The 21613-nt window shown below is 66.8% G+C and carries 20 protein-coding genes; 13 read left to right on the forward strand and 7 right to left on the reverse strand.

The genetic code is table 11. The features are described 5' to 3' along the window. Window positions 1-38: 38 nt before the first annotated feature. From rpsA to QLQ83_RS05460, 3 genes are all read left to right on the forward strand, one after another. Window positions 39-1715 (forward strand): 30S ribosomal protein S1, encoded by a 1677-nt coding sequence (rpsA, locus tag QLQ83_RS05450; RefSeq protein WP_282734508.1) that lies wholly within the window; start codon window positions 39-41, stop codon window positions 1713-1715. A 286-nt stretch (window positions 1716-2001) separates the two neighbouring features. After that, a complete protein-coding gene (locus QLQ83_RS05455) occupies window positions 2002-2388 on the forward strand; it encodes a histone-like nucleoid-structuring protein, MvaT/MvaU family (protein ID WP_282734509.1) in 387 nt (128 codons plus the stop codon). Window positions 2389-2619: 231 nt separating this feature from the next. After that, entirely contained in the window at window positions 2620-2907 is a 288-nt protein-coding gene (locus QLQ83_RS05460; protein ID WP_282734510.1) for a hypothetical protein, read from the forward strand. A 33-nt stretch (window positions 2908-2940) separates the two neighbouring features. Here the strand turns inward: QLQ83_RS05460 and QLQ83_RS05465 are convergent, their stop codons facing one another. The 4 genes from QLQ83_RS05465 to QLQ83_RS05480 are packed head-to-tail and all read right to left on the reverse strand — an operon-like array spanning window position 2941 to window position 5596. Continuing rightward, window positions 2941-3816 carry a DNA replication terminus site-binding protein gene (locus QLQ83_RS05465; RefSeq protein ID WP_282734511.1) on the reverse strand — a complete coding sequence of 292 codons (876 nt, stop codon included), beginning with the start codon at window positions 3814-3816 and terminating at the stop codon, window positions 2941-2943. Then, complete coding sequence (gene yacG, locus QLQ83_RS05470; RefSeq protein ID WP_282734512.1) at window positions 3813-4046, reverse strand: DNA gyrase inhibitor YacG; 234 nt, start codon at window positions 4044-4046, stop codon at window positions 3813-3815. Before yacG ends, QLQ83_RS05465 begins: the two co-directional genes overlap by 4 nt. Before the next feature lie 41 nt (window positions 4047-4087). Further along, window positions 4088-4702, reverse strand: a complete 615-nt coding sequence (gene coaE / locus QLQ83_RS05475) for a dephospho-CoA kinase (protein WP_282734513.1) — start codon at window positions 4700-4702, stop codon at window positions 4088-4090. A 42-nt stretch (window positions 4703-4744) separates the two neighbouring features. Then, window positions 4745-5596, reverse strand: a complete 852-nt coding sequence (locus QLQ83_RS05480; protein ID WP_282734514.1) for a prepilin peptidase — start codon at window positions 5594-5596, stop codon at window positions 4745-4747. Between the two features lie 148 nt (window positions 5597-5744). Here QLQ83_RS05480 and nagZ point away from each other — a divergent pair, with 148 nt between their 5' ends. Both nagZ and QLQ83_RS05490 read left to right on the forward strand, forming a co-directional pair. Further along, window positions 5745-6758, forward strand: a complete 1014-nt coding sequence (nagZ, locus tag QLQ83_RS05485; RefSeq protein WP_282734515.1) for a beta-N-acetylhexosaminidase — start codon at window positions 5745-5747, stop codon at window positions 6756-6758. Window positions 6759-6812: 54 nt separating this feature from the next. Continuing rightward, window positions 6813-7391 (forward strand): hypoxanthine-guanine phosphoribosyltransferase, encoded by a 579-nt coding sequence (locus QLQ83_RS05490; RefSeq protein ID WP_282734516.1) that lies wholly within the window; start codon window positions 6813-6815, stop codon window positions 7389-7391. Window positions 7392-7521: 130 nt separating this feature from the next. Here the strand turns inward: QLQ83_RS05490 and QLQ83_RS05495 are convergent, their stop codons facing one another. Both QLQ83_RS05495 and QLQ83_RS05500 read right to left on the reverse strand, forming a co-directional pair. Continuing rightward, window positions 7522-9213, reverse strand: coding sequence for an AMP-binding protein (locus QLQ83_RS05495; RefSeq protein WP_282734517.1), 1692 nt, complete (start codon window positions 9211-9213; stop codon window positions 7522-7524). 91 nt (window positions 9214-9304) lie between these two features. Continuing rightward, a complete protein-coding gene (locus tag QLQ83_RS05500; protein WP_282734518.1) occupies window positions 9305-9748 on the reverse strand; it encodes a MerR family transcriptional regulator in 444 nt (147 codons plus the stop codon). A 260-nt stretch (window positions 9749-10008) separates the two neighbouring features. Here QLQ83_RS05500 and QLQ83_RS05505 point away from each other — a divergent pair, with 260 nt between their 5' ends. The 6 genes from QLQ83_RS05505 (at window position 10009) to QLQ83_RS05530 (ending at window position 17494) form a co-directional block, all read left to right on the forward strand. Next, window positions 10009-11175 carry an acyl-CoA dehydrogenase family protein gene (locus tag QLQ83_RS05505; protein WP_282734519.1) on the forward strand — a complete coding sequence of 389 codons (1167 nt, stop codon included), beginning with the start codon at window positions 10009-10011 and terminating at the stop codon, window positions 11173-11175. Between the two features lie 35 nt (window positions 11176-11210). Beyond that, window positions 11211-12365 (forward strand): enoyl-CoA hydratase/isomerase family protein, encoded by a 1155-nt coding sequence (locus tag QLQ83_RS05510; RefSeq protein ID WP_282734520.1) that lies wholly within the window; start codon window positions 11211-11213, stop codon window positions 12363-12365. A gap of 65 nt (window positions 12366-12430) precedes the next feature. After that, window positions 12431-13333 carry a 3-hydroxyisobutyrate dehydrogenase gene (gene mmsB, locus QLQ83_RS05515; protein WP_282734521.1) on the forward strand — a complete coding sequence of 301 codons (903 nt, stop codon included), beginning with the start codon at window positions 12431-12433 and terminating at the stop codon, window positions 13331-13333. A 177-nt stretch (window positions 13334-13510) separates the two neighbouring features. Next, entirely contained in the window at window positions 13511-14896 is a 1386-nt protein-coding gene (locus QLQ83_RS05520) for an MATE family efflux transporter (protein WP_282734522.1), read from the forward strand. A gap of 101 nt (window positions 14897-14997) precedes the next feature. After that, the gene (locus tag QLQ83_RS05525) at window positions 14998-16179 is read left to right on the forward strand and encodes an acyl-CoA dehydrogenase (RefSeq protein ID WP_282734523.1); all 1182 of its coding nucleotides are present in this window, start codon (window positions 14998-15000) and stop codon (window positions 16177-16179) included. A gap of 109 nt (window positions 16180-16288) precedes the next feature. Next, window positions 16289-17494 carry a CaiB/BaiF CoA transferase family protein gene (locus tag QLQ83_RS05530; RefSeq protein WP_282734524.1) on the forward strand — a complete coding sequence of 402 codons (1206 nt, stop codon included), beginning with the start codon at window positions 16289-16291 and terminating at the stop codon, window positions 17492-17494. A gap of 86 nt (window positions 17495-17580) precedes the next feature. Here QLQ83_RS05530 and ppsR read toward each other — a convergent pair whose 3' ends face one another. Beyond that, window positions 17581-18414, reverse strand: a complete 834-nt coding sequence (gene ppsR / locus QLQ83_RS05535; RefSeq protein WP_282734525.1) for a posphoenolpyruvate synthetase regulatory kinase/phosphorylase PpsR — start codon at window positions 18412-18414, stop codon at window positions 17581-17583. Between the two features lie 271 nt (window positions 18415-18685). On the opposite strand from ppsR, the gene ppsA reads away from it, so the two are divergent. Both ppsA and QLQ83_RS05545 read left to right on the forward strand, forming a co-directional pair. Beyond that, complete coding sequence (gene ppsA, locus QLQ83_RS05540) at window positions 18686-21058, forward strand: phosphoenolpyruvate synthase (protein ID WP_282734526.1); 2373 nt, start codon at window positions 18686-18688, stop codon at window positions 21056-21058. Between the two features lie 91 nt (window positions 21059-21149). Beyond that, window positions 21150-21613, forward strand: a 464-nt coding sequence (locus QLQ83_RS05545) for a transposase (protein ID WP_282733626.1), incomplete at its 3' end; no start/stop codon positions are given.

Here is a 21613-nt window from a genome sequence, read left to right on the forward strand (position 1 = left end):
GGCAACGCCGTACTCAACGTTGATCACGTAGGAACATCATGAGCGAAAGCTTTGCTGAACTGTTTGAACAGTCTCTCCAGGACATCAACATGGAGCCGGGCGCCATCGTACCGGCTACCATCGTCGACATCGACGGCGACTGGGTCACCGTCAATGCCGGCCTGAAGTCAGAAGGTCAGATCCCCGCGGCCCAGTTCCGCGACGAGAATGGCGAACTGAGCATCGCCGTCGGTGACGAGGTGCACGTCGCCCTGGAAGCCGTCGAGGACGGGTTCGGCGAGACACGCCTGTCCCGCGAGAAGGCCAAGCGCGCCGAAGCGTGGAAGGTGCTGGAAGCTGCCTTCGAGAAGGAAGAGATCGTCAAGGGCGTGATCAACGGCAAGGTCAAGGGCGGCTTCACCGTCGATGTCGACTCCATCCGTGCCTTCCTGCCGGGTTCCCTGGTGGATGTCCGTCCCGTGCGCGACACCACCCACCTCGAGAACAAGGAACTCGACTTCAAGGTCATCAAGCTCGACGCCAAGCGCAACAACGTCGTCGTGTCCCGTCGCGCCGTGCTCGAGGCCGAGAACAGCGCCGAGCGTGAAGCCCTCCTGGCAACCCTGCAGGAAGGCCAGCAGATCATCGGTATCGTCAAGAACCTCACCGACTACGGCGCCTTCGTCGACCTGGGTGGCGTCGATGGCCTGCTGCACATCACCGACATGGCCTGGAAGCGCATCAAGCACCCGAGCGAGATCGTGGCCGTGGGCGACGAGATCACCGTCAAGGTGCTCAAGTTCGACCGCGAGCGCAACCGCGTCTCCCTGGGCCTGAAGCAGCTGGGCGAGGATCCGTGGGTCAACATCAAGGATCGCTACCCGGAAGGCACCAAGGTTCACGCCAAGGTCACCAACCTCACCGACTACGGCTGCTTCGCCGAGCTGGAAGAGGGTGTCGAGGGCCTGGTCCACGTGTCCGAGATGGACTGGACCAACAAGAACATCCACCCGTCCAAGGTCGTGCAGGTCGGCGACGACGTGGACGTCATGGTGCTGGACATCGACGAGGAGCGTCGCCGTATCTCCCTGGGCATCAAGCAGTGCACCACCAATCCCTGGGAAGACTTCAACGCGCGCTACAACAAGGGTGACCGCGTCACCGGCACCATCAAGTCGATCACCGACTTCGGCATCTTCATCGGCCTGGAAGGCGGTATCGACGGCCTGGTGCACCTGTCCGACATCTCCTGGACCGACACCGGCGAGGAAGCCGTTCGCCAGTTCAAGAAGGGCGACGAGGCGGAAGCCGTCATCCTCTCGATCGATCCGGAGCGTGAGCGTATCTCGCTGGGCATCAAGCAACTCGATACCGATCCGGTGTCCGAGTTCCTGGCCGTCAACGACAAGGGCTCCATCGTCACCGGTCGCGTGATCGAGGTCGATGCCAAGGAAGCCCAGGTCGAGCTGGCCACCGATGTCGTCGCCGTGCTGAAGGCCTCCGAGATCAGCCCCGACCGCGTCGAGGATGCCCGCAACGTGCTGAGCGAAGGCGACAGCGTCGAGGCCCGCATCATCGGTGTCGACCGCAAGAACCGCCAGATCGCCCTGTCCATCAAGGCCAAGGATCAGGACGACACTCGCCAGAACCTCAAGAAGCTGCGTGAGGAGTCTCCCGAGAGCGGTGGTCCGACCACCATCGGCGATCTCATCAAGCAGCAGATGGGTCAGGACTGATAGCGGTAGGGACCCTGTCCCTCATCGCCTGCCAAGGCGCCGCCCCTCGGGGTGGCGCCTTTTTCATGGGTCGGTATGTTTCACGGCTCGAGAATAATCTCTCCAGATGGACTGAGGTTGTTCGGTATTCTACTAGTTTTCCGCGACGAGTTATTTGCAAAGAGTGCCGCTAAACGTCACGGTTGTTGTTTGCCGAAGTTTGGATCCATGCTCATACTGTTGCCAAGGAAGTTTCAAAAGGCAATAATGTCGCTGCATCCTGTAATCCCCGAGAAGGAACTATTACATGTCATCACTGCTCAGCAACTACATGCAGATGGAACAGCAGCTCAAGCAACTTCAGTCGGAGCTGGACAAGCTGCAGAACGACGACCGTCTCAAGGCCGAACTCGAGTTCAAGGAAAAGCTCGAGTCGCTGATGCGCGAGTTCGACAAGAGTGCCGCCGATGTCATTGCGCTGCTCGACCCCAAGCCGGCCTCGGCCTCTCGCGGCAGTGCCGCCGCCCCGGCGACCGGCGGTGCCCGCCGCAAGCGCAAGTTGAAGATCTATAAGAACCCCAACACCGGGGAAGTCGTGGAAACCCGCGGCGGCAACCAGAAGACCCTCAAGGCCTGGAAGGACGAGCACGGCTCCGACACTGTCGAGTCCTGGCTGGTCCGCGTCGAGGAGTGAGTCCCGGCGCGTGAAGGCATGACGCCGCCCCTCGGGGCGGCGTCGTCGTTAGTGTTGTACCCTGCCCGCGTCAAACGGAAACGCTGACGGGAAGGTGGTTCACCGGTGCGTTGCCCGTATAATCAGCCACATTACCGAGTACCGGCGTTGGCCTGTTCATCCCTCTTCACGCCACGGCCTTCGCCTCGACACCATTGGAATCGAATGAAAACACACAATCCCCGACAGCCCATGGACGAACGAGAGAAGTTGCGCAAGTTCCGCGAACTCGATGATGCCTTCGCCGATGCACTGCGCGAACTCGAGAGTCCCGACAGCGAACTCGATATTCCCACCGGTCCGCCGGTCCGTTCACTGGAGCGCCTGGAGCAGGAGGCGGGAGCCGAGCCGCAGGACGAGCAGGCCCTCCAGCGCGCCTTCGAGCAGCGCCTCAAGGCCCTGATGGCCGAGTACGCCCAGCCGGCCGAGAGCGTCAGTCGCCTGCTGCAGACCCTCAGGTCCCTCGGGCGGATCGCCTGACCTCCGCCGCCTGTCCTTCACACTCGGTGTGCGTCACCGGTAGCGATAGACGCGCAGGCTCGGCAGGAAGACCGTGTCTTCCAGTCGCTCGTCGCGTCGTCGGGCGCGGGTGCGGGTAGCAGGCGGTCGAGGGGGGGGCAGGTTGTGGTCGGGCAATCGACCGTCAGGGCTGGGCACGAACAGCGGCAGGGCGATGTTCATGGCGCGCCGACTCCGGCCATCCTCCAGCGGTTCGCGGTAGAAGAGGTTGGCGCGCATCAGCGGCGCCTGGCTCTGCACCTGGGCCAGCGGCTCGCCACCGGGAATGCCGGCCAGGTGGCGCAGCTGGATGCGCACGTGGGGGGCCTCGCTGTCCAGGGCCAGCAGTTTCTGCTCGGCCTCGCGCACCGTCAGTCGCTTGATCGAGCGCCCGCTGGCATACCAGGCCAGGCGGACGCGGGCCACCGGGGCCTCGGCCAGGGGGATCGCCCGCCAGCACTGCTTGAGGTGCAGCCTGGCAAGCCCCGTGCCGCGCAGGTGATCGTGCAGGGCCGGATGCCGAAAGGGCAGGACCGCCTTGATCTCCGGGATCAGTGACGGAACCTCGCTGCGGATCTCCGCCAGCAGCGCGGCGAAGGCCTTCTTGGTGGCATTCACCCGGGCGACGGCTTCCATCACCGGCTCGTCGCCGGCCACCAGGCCCACATGGCTGCGGGTGGCGCGGCCGTCCTGGCCATCCTGGTACCAGACGTCGAGCAGGGCATGGCGCAGCCAGGCGGCATCGGCCGTGTCGTGCTCGAAGGACCAGGCCGAGGCGCCCGAGGCCAGCCAGGTCGCCACCAGGGCATCGGTTTCCTCCACCAGGCGATCGAAGAGGGCCTCCAGTTCGGCCAGCAGGCGGTATTCCGGGCGCTGCCCGTGACCGCTCACGACGGCTCGCCATCCCGGTCCGCTCGCGCCAGCAGGGCGTCGAGGTCGGTCTCGTCCATGGCGGGCTCGCCGGCAATGCGATGCGACTCGTCGGCCCAGGCACCCAGGTCGAGCAGGCGGCAGCGCTTGCTGCAGAAGGGGCGATAGGGGTTGGCCTCGCTCCACAGCACCTTCTTGCGGCACTGCGGGCAGGCGACTTCCAGGTGACGCGTGGTGTCTTGCGTGTTCATGCGATGTCGTCTTCGGCAGGGTGTCGGGGAAGGATGACGAATCAGGGCCCGGGAGGCAAACCGACGGCTTGCCGGTACTGGCGGTCGAGCTCTGCCACCTGCGCGGCCAGGCCCGCCTCGTCGGCGGAGTTGTCGATGACGTCATCGGCGCGCGCCAGCCGCTCGGCCCTTTGCATCTGGGCCGCGACGATGGCCCGGGCCTGGGCCTCGTCCACCCCGTCGCGCGCCGCCGTGCGGGCAATCTGGGTCGCCTCGGGGACATCGATGACCAGGCAGCGGTCGACCATCGTATCCTGGCCGGATTCGAACAGCAGCGGGGAGACCAGCAGCACATAGGGGGCCCCCTGGCCCTGGAGCCGCTCGAGGTGGGCCTCCAGGCGCTGACGTATCCGCGGGTGGGTGATCCTCTCCAGCCGCTGTCGCGCCTCGGCATCGGCGAAGACGATCTCGCGCAGCGCTCGCCTGTCCAGGGCGCCGTCGGGCGCCAGGACCTCGCGGCCGAAGTGCTCGGCGATCTCGGCGAGTGCCGGCTCCCCCGGTGCCACGACCTCCCGCGCCACCTCATCGGCATCCACCCAGGGGATGCCCCGCGCGGCGAAGGCCCGCGCCACCGTCGACTTGCCCGAGGCGATGCCGCCCGTCACGCCGATGATCATCATTGCCTCCCTGGTTGGTCCACTGTTGACGCCATGCTCATCTCAATACAGCAGCCCGGTATAGAGCGCCATCAGCGGCTCGCCGGCCAGCAGGGCGATCCAGCCGGCCATCACCAGCCAGGGCCCGAAGGGCAGGGGAGCGCCGCGCAGGCGCGGGATGGCCAGCTGGATGAGGATGCCCACCACCGCCCCCGCCCCGGCGGACAGGATCAGCACCAGCGGCAGGTATTGCCAGCCGAGCCAGGCGCCGAGGGCGGCCAGCAGCTTGAAGTCCCCGTAGCCCATGCCCTCCTTGCCGGTGACCAGCTTGAACAGCCAGTAGAAGCTCCACAGCACCAGGTAGCCGGCCATGGCACCAATGACGGCCGAGGGCAGCAGCAACGGCTGGAACAGCAGCTGGTAGAGCAGCCCGGCCCACAGCAGCGGCAGGGTGAGCAGGTCCGGCAGCAGTTGGGTGCGCAGGTCGATCACTGCCATGGCCAGCAGGGCCAGGCAGGCCCCGAGGATGAACAGTGCCTCCAGGGTCGGCCCGAAGAGTGCCAGTACCGCCACGGCCAGCACGCCCCCGGCGAGCTCCACCAGGGGATACTGGGGGCTGATAGGCGTCTGGCAGCTGGCACAGCGTCCGCGACGCTTGAACCAGCCCAGCAGCGGGATGTTGTCGTGCCAGGCGATGGGGGCCTCGCAGCGCGGACACAGCGAGCGGGGCGTCACCAGGTTGAAGGGGGGGGGCTCTTCCGGCGCCAGCTCCAGGGCCTCGCGGGCCTCGGCGCGCCAGCCGCGCATCAGCATCACCGGCAGGCGGGTAATCACCACGTTGAGGAAGCTGCCCAGGCACAGGCCCAGGACGACCGCCAGGGGCCAGAGCAGGAAGGGAGGGAGGTCGGCGAGCAAGGGGTGACTCCTGTCAGGTCGGATCCGGTCCACTATTGTATCGGGGGATGGCGCCGATTGCCCGGATACTCCCGTGCCGCTCGCGGGCTGTCCTGCGCTGCGGCTTTGGTCTAGAATCGGCTCCCTTTCATCTTCCAGGGGCACGATCATGACCCAGATGCTCGGACCGGTGATGCTTGATCTGGAGGGCCAGAGCCTGACCCCCGAGGAGCGCGAACTGCTGGTGCGTCCCGAGGTCGGGGGCGTGATCCTCTTCGCCCGCAATATTGCCTCGGCCGACCAGGTCCGTACCCTGTGCGACGAGGTCCGTCGCCTACGCCCCGACCTGCTGCTGGCGGTCGACCAGGAAGGGGGGCGGGTCCAGCGGTTGCGCGAGGGCGTCACCCGCCTGCCGGCCATGGGACGCCTGGGGCGCGACTTCGCCCTGCAGCCCGAGGTGACGGTGCGTCTCTGCCAGGATGCCGGCTGGCTGCTGGGCATGGAGATGGCGGCCTGCGGCCTCGACCTCTCCTTCGCCCCGGTACTGGACGTGGACGGTGGCACTTCCAGCGTGATCGGTGATCGCAGCTTCTCCGCGGACCCGCGGGCGGTGGTCCGCCTGGGGCGCGCCTTCCTCGATGGCCTGCACGAGGCGGGCATGGTGGCCGTGGGCAAGCACTTTCCGGGCCACGGTGGCGTAGCGGCCGACTCCCACCATGAGTTGCCGGTGGATGAGCGCCCCCTGGACGAACTGCGTCGCCATGATCTCCTGCCCTTCGCCGAGCTGGCGCCCCGGCTCGATGCGGTGATGCCCGCACATGTCGTCTATCCCGACTTCGACCCGCGTCCGGCGGGCTTCTCGCCGGCCTGGCTGGGCATGCTGCGCGAAAGCCTGGGTTTCAAGGGCGTGATCTTCTCCGACGACCTGAGCATGGCCGGTGCGGCTGCCGCCGGGACGCCCGCGGAACGGGCCCGGCTGGCGCTGGCCGCGGGGTGCGACATGCTGCTGGTCTGCAACGACCGCGGCGCGGCCCGCGAGGTGCTCGACGCCTGCCAGGGGCGCCAGGCGCGTCGTGCCACGCGGCTGCGCTACGCCAGGGCCCGACCCGACCTCAAGGCGCTGGGAGCCCTGTCGCGCTGGCGCCGCGTCCATGCGCGGCTCGAGGCGATGGCCGCCGACTGAACCGCCTTTCTTTCTCTGATTCCCACTCCGATTCCCATCAAGAGCCGACCGACGATGTCCCGACTCGATGCCGATTCCCTGCCGTCCCTGACCGACATGCGCGACGTCATGGACAATGCCGACTGCCTGATCTCGCAGCCCGAGGTCGAACGTGCGCTGGACCGCATGGCCGACGAGATCACCCGTGACCTGGGTGACCGCCTGCCGGTCTTCTACTGCGTGATGAACGGCGGCCTGATCACCACCGGCCACCTGCTGACCCGGTTGGGCTTCCCCCTGGAGGTCGACTACCTCCACGCCACCCGCTATCGGGGTGGCCTGCGGGGCGGCGAGCTGTTCTGGCGGGTCTCCCCGGAGGTGCCCATGGCCGGGCGCCACGTGGTAATCGTCGATGACATCCTCGACGAGGGCGCCACCCTGGCCGCCATCCTCGACTACTGTCGTCAGGCGGGGGCGGCGAGCATCTCCACCGCGGTGCTGGTCGACAAGCAACACGAGCGCAAGGCGGTCCCCGGTCTCAGGGCTGATTACTGCAGCCTGGAAGTCGCCGACCGCTATGTCTTCGGCTTCGGCATGGACTACAAGGGCTACTGGCGCAATGCCCCGGGGATCTACGCGCCGAAGGGGCTGTAAGCGCCAAGCAGCCAAGAAAAACCTCCAGCAGAGTAGCCTGCTGGAGGTTTTGCGTTGTTGCCATTGACGCGGGCGAACACCAGCCTGCTCGGCGCTCGGCGCTCGGCGCTCGGCGCTCGGCGCTCGGCGCTTACGCCAGCCCCAGCTCGTGGGTGGCTTCCTCGCGCATCTTGAACTTCTGGATCTTGCCGGTGACGGTCATCGGGAAGTCGTCGACGAACTTCACGTAGCGCGGCACCTTGTAGTGGGCGATCTGGCCCTTGCAGAAGGCCTTGAGCTCCTCGTCGGTGAGCGACTCGCCCTCGCTCAGCTTGACCCAGGCCATCACCTCCTCGCCGTACTTCTCGTCGGGCACGCCGATCACCTGCACATCCGAGATGGCCGGGTGGGTGTAGAGGAAGTCCTCGATCTCGCGCGGATAGATGTTCTCGCCGCCGCGAATGATCATGTCCTTGATGCGCCCGACGATCGCCACATAGCCTTCGTCGTCCATGGTGGCGAGGTCGCCGGTGTGCATCCAGCCCGCCTTGTCGATGGCCTTGTCGGTCGCCTCCGGGTTGTTCCAGTAGCCGAGCATCACGCTGTAGCCGCGGGTGCAGAGCTCGCCGGTCTCGCCGCGGGCCACCACGGCGCCGGTCTCGGGGCTCACCAGCTTGACTTCCAGGTGGGGGTGGATGGTGCCCACGGTGGTGACGCGCTTCTCCAGCGGGGCGTCGGTCTGGGTCTGGGTGCTCACCGGGCTGGTCTCGGTCATGCCGTAGCAGATGGTGACATCCTGCATGTTCATGCGGTCGATCACCTTGCGCATTACCTCGATCGGGCAGATGGAGCCGGCCATGATCCCGGTGCGCAGGCTGGAGAGGTCGAAGGTCTCGAACTCTGGATGCTCCAGTTCGGCGATGAACATGGTCGGCACCCCATAGAGGGTGGTGGCCTTCTCCTCGGAGACGGCGCGCAGCGTCGCCTCCGGCTCGAAGCCGTCGCCGGGGTAGATCATGGTGGCGCCGTGGGTCACGCAGCCCAGGTTGCCCATCACCATGCCGAAGCAGTGGTAGAGCGGGACCGGGATCACCATGCGGTCGGCTTCGCTGAGGTTCATGGTGCGGGCCACGAAGAAGCCGTTGTTGAGGATGTTGTGGTGGGAAAGGGTGGCCCCCTTGGGCGCGCCCGTGGTTCCCGAGGTGTACTGGATGTTGATCGGGTCGTCGAACTGCAGGCTGGCCTGGACATCGGCCAGGTGCTCGGCGGAGACCTCGTCGGCATGGGCCAGCATCTGCGGCCAGGTCAGCATGCCGGTCAGGGCACGCTGCTCGTCGAGGCAGACCACCCGCTTGAGCTCGGGCAGGCGCTGGCAGGAGAAGGTCCCGGGTGCGCCGTCGCGCAGCTCCGGGGCCAGCTCGGCCAGGGTGGCGACGTAGTCGGAGGTCTTGAAGGCGCCCTGCAGGACCAGCGTCGAGGCGCCGGACTGCTTGAGGGCGTACTCGAGCTCGTGGGTGCGATAGCTGGGGTTGATGTTGACCAGGATGGCGCCGATCTTCGCCGTGGCGAACTGGGTGATGGTCCATTCGGCACAGTTGGGTGACCAGATGCCGACCCGGTCCCCCTTGTCCACCCCCAGGGCGAGCAGGGCGCGGGCCGCCTCGTCCACGGCCTGCTGCAGCGCCTTCCAGCTGTAGCGCAGCCCCTGGTGGCGGCTGATCAGGGCGTCGCGCTCGGCGAAGCGCGCCACGGTATCGTCGAAACAGTCACCGATGGTCTGGCCCTTGAGGGGGGTGTCGCTGATGCCGCTGACGTAGCTGATCGATCGATGTTGGCGTGTCATGGTGTTTCTCGTCTTGTTGTTGCCTGTGGCGGTGTGCGTGAAACGGGTAATGACGTCGTGGTTCGCGTGCGCAGGGGCGCCAGCCCATCGTTCAGGCCTCGTGGCCGAGGCTGCGCAGTACCTCCCGGGCACGGTGGTCCACGTCGTCGATCTCCATGCGCATCAGGCGGATGTCCTCCAGCTGACGCTCGAGGTTGTCGCGCTTGTCGGCCAGTATCTCCAGCAGACGCCAGAGCTGGCGCGCATTGCCGTCGGGCATGGCGTCGTACATCGTCACCACCTCGCGGATCTCGGCCAGCGAGAACCCCAGCCGCTTGCCGCGCAGGGTCAGCTTCAGGCGCACCCGGTCCTTCTCGCGGTAGATGCGCTTCTGTCCCTCTCGGCGCGGCGCCAGCAGGCCTTCCTGCTCGTAGAAGCGGATGGTGCGCGGCGTGACCTCGAACATCCTCGCCAGTTCACCGATGGTGTAGTGTCGGTGCTGGCGGGGCAGGGCCTCCTGGCTGGCCTCGTCGGCCGGGGCGGTTGGCTGTGTCATGACGTCGATCCTGTGACCGGGTGGTGAACCGGCGGTTTCCCACCTCGTCTGGCAACACTAGACGAGGTTTACGTTAACGTAAAGTGCTTGTTCGACCATGGGGTGATATGGGATAAACCTAGCAAGTGCTAGGTTGGTGTCCAGCCGGGCGAGGCGACAATGCCGCCTGGGTATCCCCGCGACCCGTCCCGGGTCAGCAGCGGCCCGGACAACAACCACAATGATGTCACCCACCCATTGCTGAACAAGAGGGATTCCCCATGGACTTCTCCCTGACCGATGACCAGAAGGCGCTGGCCGCTGCGGCCGCCGACTTCGCGAGGGCCGAGCTGGCCGAGCATGCCGCCGACTGGGACGCGCGTTCCCACTTCCCGGTGGACGTGATCCGCCGGGCGGGCGAGGCGGGGTTCCTCGGCATCTATACCCCGGAAGAACACGGCGGCCTGGGCCTGTCGCGCCTCGAGGCCTCGCTGATCTTCGAGCAGCTCGCCCAGGGCTGCATCGCCACCACCGCCTACCTGACCATCCACAACATGGTGACCTGGATGATCGCCAGTTGGGGCGACGATGCCCTGCGCGAGGCCTGGGTGCCTGCCATGGTAGCCGGTGAGGCGCTCGGCTCCTACTGCCTCACCGAGCCCGGTGCCGGCTCCGATGCCGCCAGCCTGCGCACCCGGGCGGTGCGTGACGGTGATGACTATGTGATCAATGGCTCCAAGATGTTTATCTCCGGCGCCGGGGCCACCGAGGTGCTGGTGGTGATGGCCCGCACCGGCGCGCCCGACAGCGGGGCCGGCGGCATCTCGGCGATCGTGGTGCCGGCCGATGCCGCGGGGATCGAGTATGGCAAGAACGAGGAGAAGATGGGCTGGAAGAGCCAGCCGACGCGCCTGGTCAGCTTCGACGGCGTGCGGGTGCCGGTCACCAACCGCCTGGGCGCGGAAGGAGAGGGCTTCAAGTTCGCCATGAAGGGCCTCGACGGCGGGCGCCTGAACATCGCCAGCTGCTCGCTCGGGGCCGCCCAGCAGGCGCTGACCCTGTCGCGGGACTACCTCGCCGAGCGCAAGCAGTTCGGCCGCGAGCTGTCGCAGTTCCAGGCCCTGCAGTTCAAGCTCGCCGACATGGCCAGCGAGTTGACCGCCGCGCGGCTGATGGTGCGTCACGCCGCCTGGCGCCTCGACCAGGGCGACCCCGAGGCCGCGGCCCACTGCGCCATGGCCAAGCGCTTCGCCACCGACATGGGCTTTACTGTCTGCAACGAGGCCCTGCAGCTGCATGGCGGCTATGGTTACATCCGTGAGTATCCCCTGGAGCGTCTGGTCCGTGATACACGGGTGCATCAGATCCTCGAGGGTACCAACGAGATCATGCGCTTGATCGTTGCCCGTCGCCTGCTGGCCGACGGCGTCATCGAGTCGCTCCAGTAACCCCGTTTCCTTCACCAGACCCAGGAGATCCCGGGATGTCGGACCTTGCAGTGCTCTTCGACGAGCTGCCCACCCGCAATGGCGGCCGCATCGGCGTGGCCACCCTCAACGCCCCGAAGTCGCTCAACGCCCTGTCGCTGGAGATGATCCGCCAGCTCGAGGCCAAGCTCGAAGCCTGGGCGGTGGATCGCAGCGTGGTGGCGGTATGGCTCGAGGGCAGCGGCGACAAGGCCTTCTGCGCCGGCGGTGACGTGGTGGCCCTCTACCGGTCGCTGACCGAGGAGGGCGAGAACCGTGGTGCCGGCCGCGACGGCCTCTTCGCCGAGACCTACTTCACCGCGGAGTATCGCCTCGACTACCGCATCCACACTTATCCCAAGCCGCTGATGGTCTGGGGCGACGGCATCGTGATGGGCGGTGGCCTCGGGCTGCTGGCCGGCGGCTTTCAGCGCCTGGTCACCGAGACCACGCGCATCGCCATGCCGGAGATCACCATCGGCCTCTATCCCGATATCGGCGCGAGCTGGTTCCTGGGCCGCATGCCCCCCGGAGTGGGGGCCTACCTGGGCCTGACCGGGGCCCAGCTCAATGCCCATGACGCCCTGGACCTGGGGCTGGCCGACCGCTTCATCCCGCGTGAACGCCGCGAGGCGCTGCTCGGCGCCCTGGAAGAGGCCGACTACGGCGACCGCAGCCTGCCGGCCCTGCGTGCCGGGGTTCAGGCGGTGCTCGATGACCACGAAGACCGCCGCGCCGAGCCGGATGGCCAGGTGTGGCCGCATCTCGACCATATCCAGGCGCTGGTGGGCCGGGTGGATGCCGCCACGGCCGTCAAGCGCATCCTGCGCGACACCACCGACGACGGCTGGCTCGCCGCCAACCGCACGCGTCTCGAGGCCGGCTGCCCGATGAGTGCCCAGCTGGTGTGGCGCATGCTCGAGCGTCACGCCCACACCAGCCTTGCCGACGCCTTTCGTGACGAACTCGGCCTGTCGGTGCAGTGCTGTCGCCAGGGGGACTTCGTCGAGGGGGTGCGCGCGCTGCTGGTCGACAAGGACAAGTCGCCACGCTGGCAGCATGCCAGCGTGGCCGGGGTGCTCCAGGCCGACATCCAGGCCCTGATGACCCCGCTCTGGTCCAGCGAGTCACACCCCCTGCGCGACCTCGGCGTCGGCCATCGGGTCGGATAGTAGCGGAACAGCTTCGCGCACTGCCGCCATAGCGTTCACGAGATCAACAACAAGGAGCACAACCTATGAACATCGCCTTTATCGGCCTCGGCAACATGGGCGCGCCCATGGCCATCAACCTGGTCAAGGCCGGCCATGACGTCACCGTGTTCGACCTGGTCGAGAGCGCCATCCAGACCCTGGAAACCGAGGGCGCACGGCGCGCCGCCAGCGCCGAGGCGGCCGCCGCAGGCGCGGATGTGGTCGTCTCCATGCTGCCGGCCGGAGCGCACGTTAGGGGGCTCTATCTGGGCCGCGACGGCGCGCCGGGGCTGCTCGATGCCCTCGACGGCAAGCCGCTGCTCGTCGACTCCTCGACCATCGCGCCGGATGACGCCCGCCTGGTGGCCGCCGCCGCCGCCGAACGCGGCTTCACCTATCTGGATGCGCCGGTCTCCGGCGGGGTGGGCGGCGCCAAGGCCGGCACCCTGACCTTCATCGTCGGCGGCGAGGCGGCCGGCTTCGAACAGGCGAAGCCGCTGCTCGAGGCCATGGGCAAGAATATCTTCCACGCCGGCGAGGCGGGCGCCGGTCAGGTGGCCAAGATCTGCAACAACATGCTGCTGGGCATCCTGATGTCGGGGACGGCCGAGGCCCTGGCGCTGGGCGTGAAGAACGGCATGGACCCGGCCGTGCTCTCGGAAATCATGAAACAGAGCAGCGGCGGCAACTGGGCGCTCAACGTCTACAATCCCTGGCCCGGGGTGATGGAGGGCTCCGCCGCCTCCCGGGACTATCAGGGCGGCTTCCTGACCGACCTGATGGCCAAGGACCTGGGGCTGGCCTGGGAACTGGCGCTGGGCTCGAAGTCCACCGTGCCGATGGGCTCCCAGGCCCGCAACCTCTTCGCCCTGCACAGCGCCCAGGGCAGTGGCCAGCTCGACTTCTCGAGCATTCAGACCCTCTACCGCGAGGGCGAGGACAAGTAAGCACCGAGCGCAAGCAGCCAATCGGCCAGGAAAAACCTCCGCAGAGTCGCCTGCTGGAGGTTTTTGCCTTGTTGCCATGGTGGCGCGCGAGCATCATCCTGCTCGGCGCTCGGTGAGCTTTGCCCTCCGTGCGGAGAGGCGGCACAATCCAGTGCCCGTTATCCGTCGAGACCCTGCATGAGCGCACCCGCCTCCCCGTCCTCACCCCCCGCTTCCCGCTCCCGTCCCGCCCGCCGCGAGCTGCTCGAGGGGCCCATCGGACTGACCCTGCTGCGCAAGAGCCTGCCGGTGGTCGGCGGCATGATCGCCATGATGAGCTTCAACCTGGTGGATACCTGGTTCATCTCGCGCCTCGGCACCGAGGAGCTCGCGGCGGTGGCCTTCACCTTCCCGGTGGTGTTCACGGTGATCAGTCTGGCCATCGGTCTGGGCATCGGGACCTCCGCGGTGGTGGCCCGCCGGCTGGGGCAGGGCGACCTCGGCACGGTGCGACGGCGAGCCACCGATGCGGCCCTGCTGGCGGTGGTGGTGGGGCTGTGCATGACGCTGCTGGGACTGGCCACCCTGGAACCGCTGTTCCGCCTGATGGGTGCCGATGACCTGCTGATGCCGCATATCCGCGACTACATGGGCATCTGGTACCTGGGAGCGGCGGCGGTGATCGTGCCGAGGGTCCTCAACAGCATCCTGCGTGCCCACGGCAATACCGCCACCCAGGGGCTGATGATGGTGTTGGCCGCCGGGACCAACGTGCTGCTGGACTGGTGGCTGATCTTCGGAATCGGGCCCTTTCCGGCCCTGGGCGTTTCCGGCGCGGCGCTCGCCACGGTGTTGAGCTGGGGCCTCATGGCCGGGGTGCTGGTCTTCCAGCGCGAACTGCGCGAGCTGTTCGACCTGGCCGGCCTGAGCTGGCGAGGCCTCGCCGGCTCCTGGCGGGAGCTCGGTCGCATCGCCGGGCCGGCGGCCCTCACCAGTGTCTTCACCCCAATCGCCCTGGGGCTGGTGACTCGCATCATGGCCGGCCACGGCCACGATGCGGTGGCGGGCTATGGTGTGGGCACGCGCATCGAGGCCATCTCGCAGATCGCCGTGCTGGCACTCTCCATGACCCTCTCGCCACTGGTCAGCCAGAATGCCGGCGCGGGCCAGCATGACCGGGTGCGCCGGGCGATCCTGGGCTGCTTCGTCTTCGTGCTGGCCTGGCAGCTGCTGGTCTGGGGCGTGCTGCAGCTGCTGGCACCCTGGCTGGTGGCCGGCTATGCCCAGCGCGAGGCGGTCGGGGGGGTGCTACGCAGCTTTCTGTGGCTGGTGCCCCTGGGGCTCGGTGCCCAGGGCGTGGTGATCCTGGCGGTCTCTTCCTTCAACGCCCTGCACCGTCCCGCCCGCGCCATGCGACTGTCGGTGGTCCGGCTCTTCGCGCTGACCGTGCCGCTGGCCTGGCTGGGCGGGCGGCTGGCCGGCAGCACCGGCGTGTTCGCCGGGATGCTCGCCGCCAACCTGCTGGTCGCGCTGCTCGCCTGGCGACAGATCCGCGCCGAGCTTAGGCGTCAGGGAGCGCGCTGAAAGACGAGCGAGCAGGCGACGTCGTACTTGGCAGATGAGTCGGCTTGGTCTACATTTATTGAAAATGTAGAAATTGTCAGCACGCCAACCGAGGACACCCCATGAGCAAGATCACTCCCGTCACCTGGGACGACCCCTTCCGCCTCGTCGACCAGCTCTCCGAGGATGAGCGCATGGTCCTCCAGACCGCCCACGACTATTGCCAGGAGAAACTGCTGCCGCGGGTACTGGAGGCCAACCGTCACGAGCACTTCGATCGCGAGATCATGAACGAGATGGGCGAGCTGGGGCTGCTCGGCGCGACCATCGACGGCTACGGCTGCGCCGGGCTGAACTATGTCAGCTATGGCCTGATTGCCCGTGAGGTGGAGCGCGTCGACTCCGGCTACCGCAGTGCCATGAGCGTGCAGTCGAGCCTGGTGATGTACCCGATCCATGCCTTCGGCAGCGAGGCCCAGCGCGACAAGTATCTGCCCAAACTGGCCAGCGGCGAGTGGGTGGGGGCCTTCGGCCTCACCGAGCCGGACCACGGCTCCGACCCCGGCGGCATGAGCACCCGTGCCACCCGCACCGACGGCGGCTGGCGGCTGAACGGCACCAAGACCTGGATCACTAACTCGCCCATCGCCGACGTCTTCGTGGTCTGGGCCCGGGACGACGAGGGAGTCGTCAACGGCTTCATCCTCGAGAAGGGCATGAAGGGGCTCTCGGCCCCCAAGATCGAGGGCAAGTTCAGCCTGCGCGCCTCCATCACCGGCCAGATCGCCATGCAGGACGTGGAGGTGTCCGACGAGCAGCGTCTGCCGAACGTCACCGGCCTGAAGGGGCCGTTCTCCTGCCTCAACCGCGCCCGCTATGGCATCGCCTGGGGCACCATGGGGGCCGCCGAGGCCTGCTGGCATGCGGCCCGCGCCTATACCCTGGAGCGCAAGCAGTTCGGCCGCCCCCTGGCCGCCAACCAGCTGATCCAGAAGAAGCTCGCCGACATGCAGACCGAGATCACCCTGGGCCTGCAGGCCGCGCTGCGGGTCGGGCGCATGATCGATGACGGCCAGCTGGTGCCCGAGGCGATCTCGCTGATCAAGCGCAATAACTGCGGCAAGGCGTTGGACATCGCCCGGGTGGCCCGTGACATGCACGGCGGCAACGGCATCAGCGACGAGTACCATGTGATCCGCCACGTGATGAACCTCGAGGCGGTGAATACCTACGAGGGCACCCACGACGTCCATGCCCTGATCCTCGGGCGCGCCCAGACCGGGATCCAGGCCTTTACCGGCTGAGCCGACAGGCCAGATGACATGCGTCTAACGAGGGGCGTCGGGAACAAGTCGAAGGAAGTGGGGCTTGTCGCCGGATCAGCCCCGAGTGAGAGTGAGCAAGGAGCTGCAGATGAGCGGACCGCTTGAGGGCATCACGGTGCTCGACATGTCGCGGGTACTGGCCGGGCCCTGGGCCGGCCAGCTGCTCGCCGATCTCGGGGCGCGGGTGATCAAGGTCGAGCACCCCTCGCGCGGCGATGACACTCGTGGCTGGGGACCGCCCTGGCTGGCCGAGGAGGATGATGCCGAACGGGTCGCGGCCTACTTCCTGTGCGCCAACCGCGGCAAGCAGTCGCTGGCCGTGGACATCGCCACCGAGGGCGGACAGGACCTGGTCAGGGCGCTGGCGAAGGGCGCCGATATCCTGCTCGAGAACTTCAAGGTCGGCGGCCTGGCCAGGTACGGGCTCGACTACCCCAGCCTGCGGGCGATCAATCCGCGCCTGATCGGTTGTTCGGTCACCGGCTTCGGCCAGGACGGTCCCTATGCCCATCGGGCCGGCTACGACTTCATGATCCAGGCGATGGGTGGACTGATGAGCCTCTCCGGCGACCCCGATGGCATGCCCATGAAGACCGGCGTGGCCATCACCGACGTGATGACCGGTCTCTATGCCACGGTGGGCGTGTTGGCCGCCCTGCAGCAGCGCGCGCGTACCGGCCAGGGACAGCATATCGACCTGGCCCTGCTCGACGTCCAGGTGGCCACCCTGGCCAACCAGGCGCTCAACGCCCTGGTCGAAGGCCGTTCACCCGAGCGCCATGGCAACGCCCACCCCAACATCGTGCCCTATCAGGCCTTTGCCTGCGCCGACGGGCACCTGGTGCTCACCGTGGGCAACGATGCCCAGTTCGCGCGCTTCGCCGACATGCTGGGCCATCCCGAGTGGGCCGAGGATCCTGCCTACGCCACCAATGCGGCCCGGGTCGGCAACCGGGAGGTGCTGGTCTCGCTCATCCGGCCGATCCTGCTCGAGCGCGACCGCGATGACTGGCTGACCGAGATGGAGGCGCGTGGAATCCCCGCGGGACCCATCAACACCCTGACCGAGGTCTTCGACGACCCCCAGGTGCGCCATCGCGGCCTGCACAGGACCTTGCACCGTGGCGATCTCGAGGTGCCCCAGGTCGCCAACCCGCTGCGTTTCGACGGCGAGCCTGCCACCAGTGAGATCGCGCCACCCCGGCTCGGCCAGGACAGCGATGCGATACTCGCCGAGATGGGCCTGACGCCGGAGGATATCGCCAGGCTCAGGCGGGCGGGCGTGGTGAGATAGCCTCAAGCAGCCAAGCAGCCAAGAAAAACCTCCAGCAGTGTCGCCTGCTGGAGGCTTTCCTGTGTTGCCATAGTGGCGCTCGGCGCTTATCGCGGCGAAAACCGCCGTGTCAGGCCGGTCTCGGCGATCATTCGGGTGGAGATCTCCTCCACGGAGAAGCGGGTGGTGTCGATATAGGGGATATGCAACTGGCGATAGAGCCCCTCGGCCTGCTCGACCTCCTGGACGCACTGGTCCATGGAGCTGTAGCGGCTGTTGGGCCGGCGCTCGTGGCGGATGGCCGCCAGCCGTCGCGGGTCGATGGTCAGCCCGAACAGCTTGTGGCGATGCGGGACCAGGGCCTTCGGTAGCTTCAGGGTGCCGTTCTCGTCCTGGTCGTCCTCGGTGAGCGGGTAGTTTGCGGCGCGGATACCGAACTGCAGAGCCAGGTAGAGCGAGGTGGGGGTCTTGCCGCAGCGGGAGACCCCGACGAGGATGATGTCGGCCTTGTCGTACTGGTGGGTGCGGGCCCCGTCGTCGTTGTCCAGGGCGAAGTGCACCGAGTGGATGCGGTCCATGTAGACGTCGTCGCGGCCGATGGCATGGGTGCGACCGACGCTGTAGGAGGAGTGGGCTTCCAGTTCCTCCTCCAGTGGCTTGAGGAAGGTAGAGAAGATGTCGACCTTGAAGCCCGGGGCCTGGCGGATCACCTCGCGTATCTGCTCGTCGACGATGGTGTCGATGATGATCGGCTGCTCGCCGTCGCGCACCGCCGTGGCCTCGATGATCGCCACCAGGGTCCGTGCCTTCTCGAGGGAGTCGATGTACGGCTTGGTGAGCATGCGGATCTCGACGCTCTCGAACTGGGCGAGCAGGCTGCGTCCCAGGCTCTCGGCGGTGATGCCGGTGCCGTCGGAGATGAAGAAGGCGGTGCGCGTCATGGCGGGTCGCTGTGCTCCGATGTGTAGGTGAGGCCCATTGTCGGTGCTGGTCGGGGCCGGGACAAGAGGCGGGTTTGCTGTCACCACTGCCCTGGCCACTACAGATACCTGGCGATTCGGCCGAGTGTTGTAAAAATCCTCCAGTGACTTCGATGTTAGACTAATGGCGAATATGGAAGGCCGCTGGTAGAGTCGCCAGCATCCCTTCATGCCCGAGTCCCCTGCGGTCCGCCGGCATGATGCATCCGTCGTCGAAATCCTGGGAGGTCTCATGGACGATTATATTCAGTGGTTCGATCAATTGGGCATGGACGATGTCGAACGGGTCGGCGGCAAGAACGCCTCTCTCGGCGAGATGATCTCCAACTTGTCCGGCGCGGGTGTCACCGTCCCCGGCGGGTTTGCCACCACGGCCCACGCCTACCGCGAATTTCTCTCCCACGAAGGGCTCAACGAGCGCATCAACCGCCGGCTCGCTACCCTGGACGTCGATGACGTGGCCGAATTGGCGAGGGCCGGCGCCGAGATCCGCCAGTGGGTCATCGATACCCCGCTGCCGCCGACCTTCGAGCGCTACCTGCGCGAGAGCTACGAGACGCTCTCGGCGATGCATCCCAGCCTCAAGGTCGCCGTGCGCAGCTCGGCCACCGCCGAGGACCTGCCGGACGCCTCCTTTGCCGGCCAGCAGGAGACCTTCCTCAACATCGAGGGTTTCGACAACATCAAGCGCGCCGTGCATGAGGTCTTCGCCTCGCTGTTCAACGACCGCGCCATCTCCTATCGTGTCCATCGCGGCTATGCCCACGAGAACGTGGCGCTCTCCGCCGGCATCCAGAAGATGGTGCGCTCCGAGACCGGCGCCTCGGGCGTGATGTTCACCCTGGACACCGAGTCCGGCTACCGCGACGCCGTCTTCGTCACCGCCTCCTGGGGGCTGGGCGAGACCGTGGTTCAGGGGGCGGTGAACCCCGACGAGTTCTATGTCCACAAGCCGACCCTGGCGGCGGGCCGCCCGGCGGTGCTTCGCCGCAATCTCGGCTCCAAGCTGATCAAGATGGTCTACACCGACGACTCCAGCGCCGGCAAGTCGGTCGCCACCGTGGACGTGCCGCTGGCCGACCGCACCCGCTTCTGCATCGATGACGAGCAGATCATGGCGCTGGCCCGCCAGGCGGTGACCATCGAGGAGCACTACGGTCGCCCCATGGACATCGAGTGGGCGCTGGACGGGGACGATGGCGAGCTCTACATCGTCCAGGCCCGCCCCGAGACCGTGGTCTCCCAGCAGGAGGGCGGTAAGCTCGAGCGCTTCCAGCTCAAGGAGAAGGGGCGCACCCTGGTGGCCGGCCGAGCCATCGGCCAGCGCATCGGCCGTGGCGCGGTCAAGGTGGTGTTCTCCCCGGAAGACATGGAGAAGGTCAACCCCGGCGATGTCCTGGTCACCGACATGACCGACCCGGACTGGGAGCCGATCATGAAGCGCGCCTCGGCCATCGTCACCAACCGTGGCGGCCGCACCTGCCACGCGGCGATCATCGCCCGCGAGCTGGGCATTCCCGCCGTGGTCGGCTGCGGTGATGCCACCGAGACGCTGGACGACGGGCGCGACGTCACCGTCTCCTGCGCCGAAGGGGACACCGGGCACGTCTACGAGGGGCTGCTGGAGTTCGACCGTCGCGTGACCAGCGTCGATGCCATGCCCGAGATCCCCTTCAAGATCATGATGAACGTCGGCAATCCGGATCGCGCCTTCAGCTTCGCCGGCCTGCCCAATGCCGGGGTCGGCCTGGCACGCCTCGAGTTCATCATCAACCGCATGATCGGCGTGCACCCCAAGGCACTGCTCGAGTACGACACCCTGCCCGCCGACCTGCAGCAGACCATCGACCTGCGGACCGCCGGCTACAGCGACCCGGTGGAGTTCTATGTCGACAAGCTGGTCGAGGGCATCTCCACCCTGGCAGCCGCCTTCTACCCGCAGCGGGTCATCGTGCGCCTGTCGGACTTCAAGTCCAACGAGTACGAGAACCTGATTGGCGGCAAGCTCTACGAGCCGGGCGAGGAGAACCCCATGCTCGGCTTCCGGGGCGCTTCGCGCTACATCTCGGAGTCGTTCCGTCCCTGCTTCGAGCTGGAGTGCCGGGCGCTCAAGCGGGTCCGCGAGGTGATGGGGCTCGACAACGTCGAGATCATGGTGCCTTTCGTGCGCACCACCGAGGAGGCCCGTGAGGTGGTCGACCTGCTGGCCGCCAACGGCCTGGCCCGGGGCGAGAACGGCCTCAAGGTGATCATGATGTGCGAGCTGCCGGCCAACGCCCTGCTGGCCGAGGAGTTCCTCGAGTACTTCGATGGCTTCTCCATCGGCTCCAACGACCTGACCCAGCTGACCCTGGGCCTGGACCGCGACTCCGGCATCGTCGCCCACCTGTTCGACGAGCGGAACCCGGCCGTGAAGAAGCTGCTGGCCATGGCCATCCAGGCCTGTCACGCCCAGGGCAAGTACATCGGCATCTGTGGCCAGGGCCCCTCGGATCATCCGGACCTGGCCAAGTGGCTGATGGAGCAGGGCATCGACTCCGTGTCGCTGAATCCCGATGCGGTACTGGAGACCTGGTTCATGCTGGCCGGCGAGACCCTGGGCTGACCTTGCCCCTGCCGTCAGTGAACGACGACACCCGGGCTTGTGAACTGCACCCCGAAAGTTGGACACCCAATTCAACCTTCGGGGTGTTTCTATGAGGAACCAGTACAGCGACCACTTTAAGTTGCAAGTGGTGCAGCAATACCTGGATGGGGATGTCGGCCTAGAAGTGGTCGCCCACCACTTTGGTCTGGACTATTCCATGGTCAGGCGATGGGTGGAGCAGTACCGGCAGCATGGGCCTTCAGGATTGTGCCAGACACGCCGTCACTACAGCCCAGCGTTCAAGCGCGAGGTGCTGGAAAGGATGTGGCGCGACGGCTTGTCGATCCGGCAGACCGAGGCCCTGTTTGATATCCGTGCCGCTGGCGCTATTGGCAGATGGGAGCGCCAGTACCATAGTGGTGGCCTAATCGCCTTGGAACCGAAACGTACGGGACGCCGCCCGATGCCCCAGAAGCCCCCATCTCCACCGCCCGAGCCTCCCTCCGATGGTGAGCGCTCCCATGAGGAGCTGCTCGAGGAGCTGGCATATCTGCGGGCGGAGAATGCCTATCT

The organism is Halomonas rhizosphaerae (genome assembly GCF_030010555.1).
Classification (GTDB): Bacteria; Pseudomonadota; Gammaproteobacteria; order Pseudomonadales; family Halomonadaceae; genus Halomonas; species Halomonas rhizosphaerae.

Coding starts and splice junctions, on each gene's coding strand:
- rpsA (WP_282734508.1), top strand. CDS start 39: ATGAGCGAAAGCTTTGCTGAACTGTTTGAACAGTCTCTCCAGGACATC.
- QLQ83_RS05455 (WP_282734509.1), top strand. CDS start 2,002: ATGTCATCACTGCTCAGCAACTACATGCAGATGGAACAGCAGCTCAAG.
- QLQ83_RS05460 (WP_282734510.1), top strand. CDS start 2,620: ATGGACGAACGAGAGAAGTTGCGCAAGTTCCGCGAACTCGATGATGCC.
- yacG (WP_282734512.1), bottom strand. CDS start 4,046: ATGAACACGCAAGACACCACGCGTCACCTGGAAGTCGCCTGCCCGCAG.
- coaE (WP_282734513.1), bottom strand. CDS start 4,702: ATGATCATCGGCGTGACGGGCGGCATCGCCTCGGGCAAGTCGACGGTG.
- nagZ (WP_282734515.1), top strand. CDS start 5,745: ATGACCCAGATGCTCGGACCGGTGATGCTTGATCTGGAGGGCCAGAGC.
- QLQ83_RS05490 (WP_282734516.1), top strand. CDS start 6,813: ATGTCCCGACTCGATGCCGATTCCCTGCCGTCCCTGACCGACATGCGC.
- QLQ83_RS05495 (WP_282734517.1), bottom strand. CDS start 9,213: ATGACACGCCAACATCGATCGATCAGCTACGTCAGCGGCATCAGCGAC.
- QLQ83_RS05500 (WP_282734518.1), bottom strand. CDS start 9,748: ATGACACAGCCAACCGCCCCGGCCGACGAGGCCAGCCAGGAGGCCCTG.
- QLQ83_RS05505 (WP_282734519.1), top strand. CDS start 10,009: ATGGACTTCTCCCTGACCGATGACCAGAAGGCGCTGGCCGCTGCGGCC.
- QLQ83_RS05510 (WP_282734520.1), top strand. CDS start 11,211: ATGTCGGACCTTGCAGTGCTCTTCGACGAGCTGCCCACCCGCAATGGC.
- mmsB (WP_282734521.1), top strand. CDS start 12,431: ATGAACATCGCCTTTATCGGCCTCGGCAACATGGGCGCGCCCATGGCC.
- QLQ83_RS05520 (WP_282734522.1), top strand. CDS start 13,511: ATGAGCGCACCCGCCTCCCCGTCCTCACCCCCCGCTTCCCGCTCCCGT.
- QLQ83_RS05525 (WP_282734523.1), top strand. CDS start 14,998: ATGAGCAAGATCACTCCCGTCACCTGGGACGACCCCTTCCGCCTCGTC.
- QLQ83_RS05530 (WP_282734524.1), top strand. CDS start 16,289: ATGAGCGGACCGCTTGAGGGCATCACGGTGCTCGACATGTCGCGGGTA.
- ppsR (WP_282734525.1), bottom strand. CDS start 18,414: ATGACGCGCACCGCCTTCTTCATCTCCGACGGCACCGGCATCACCGCC.
- ppsA (WP_282734526.1), top strand. CDS start 18,686: ATGGACGATTATATTCAGTGGTTCGATCAATTGGGCATGGACGATGTC.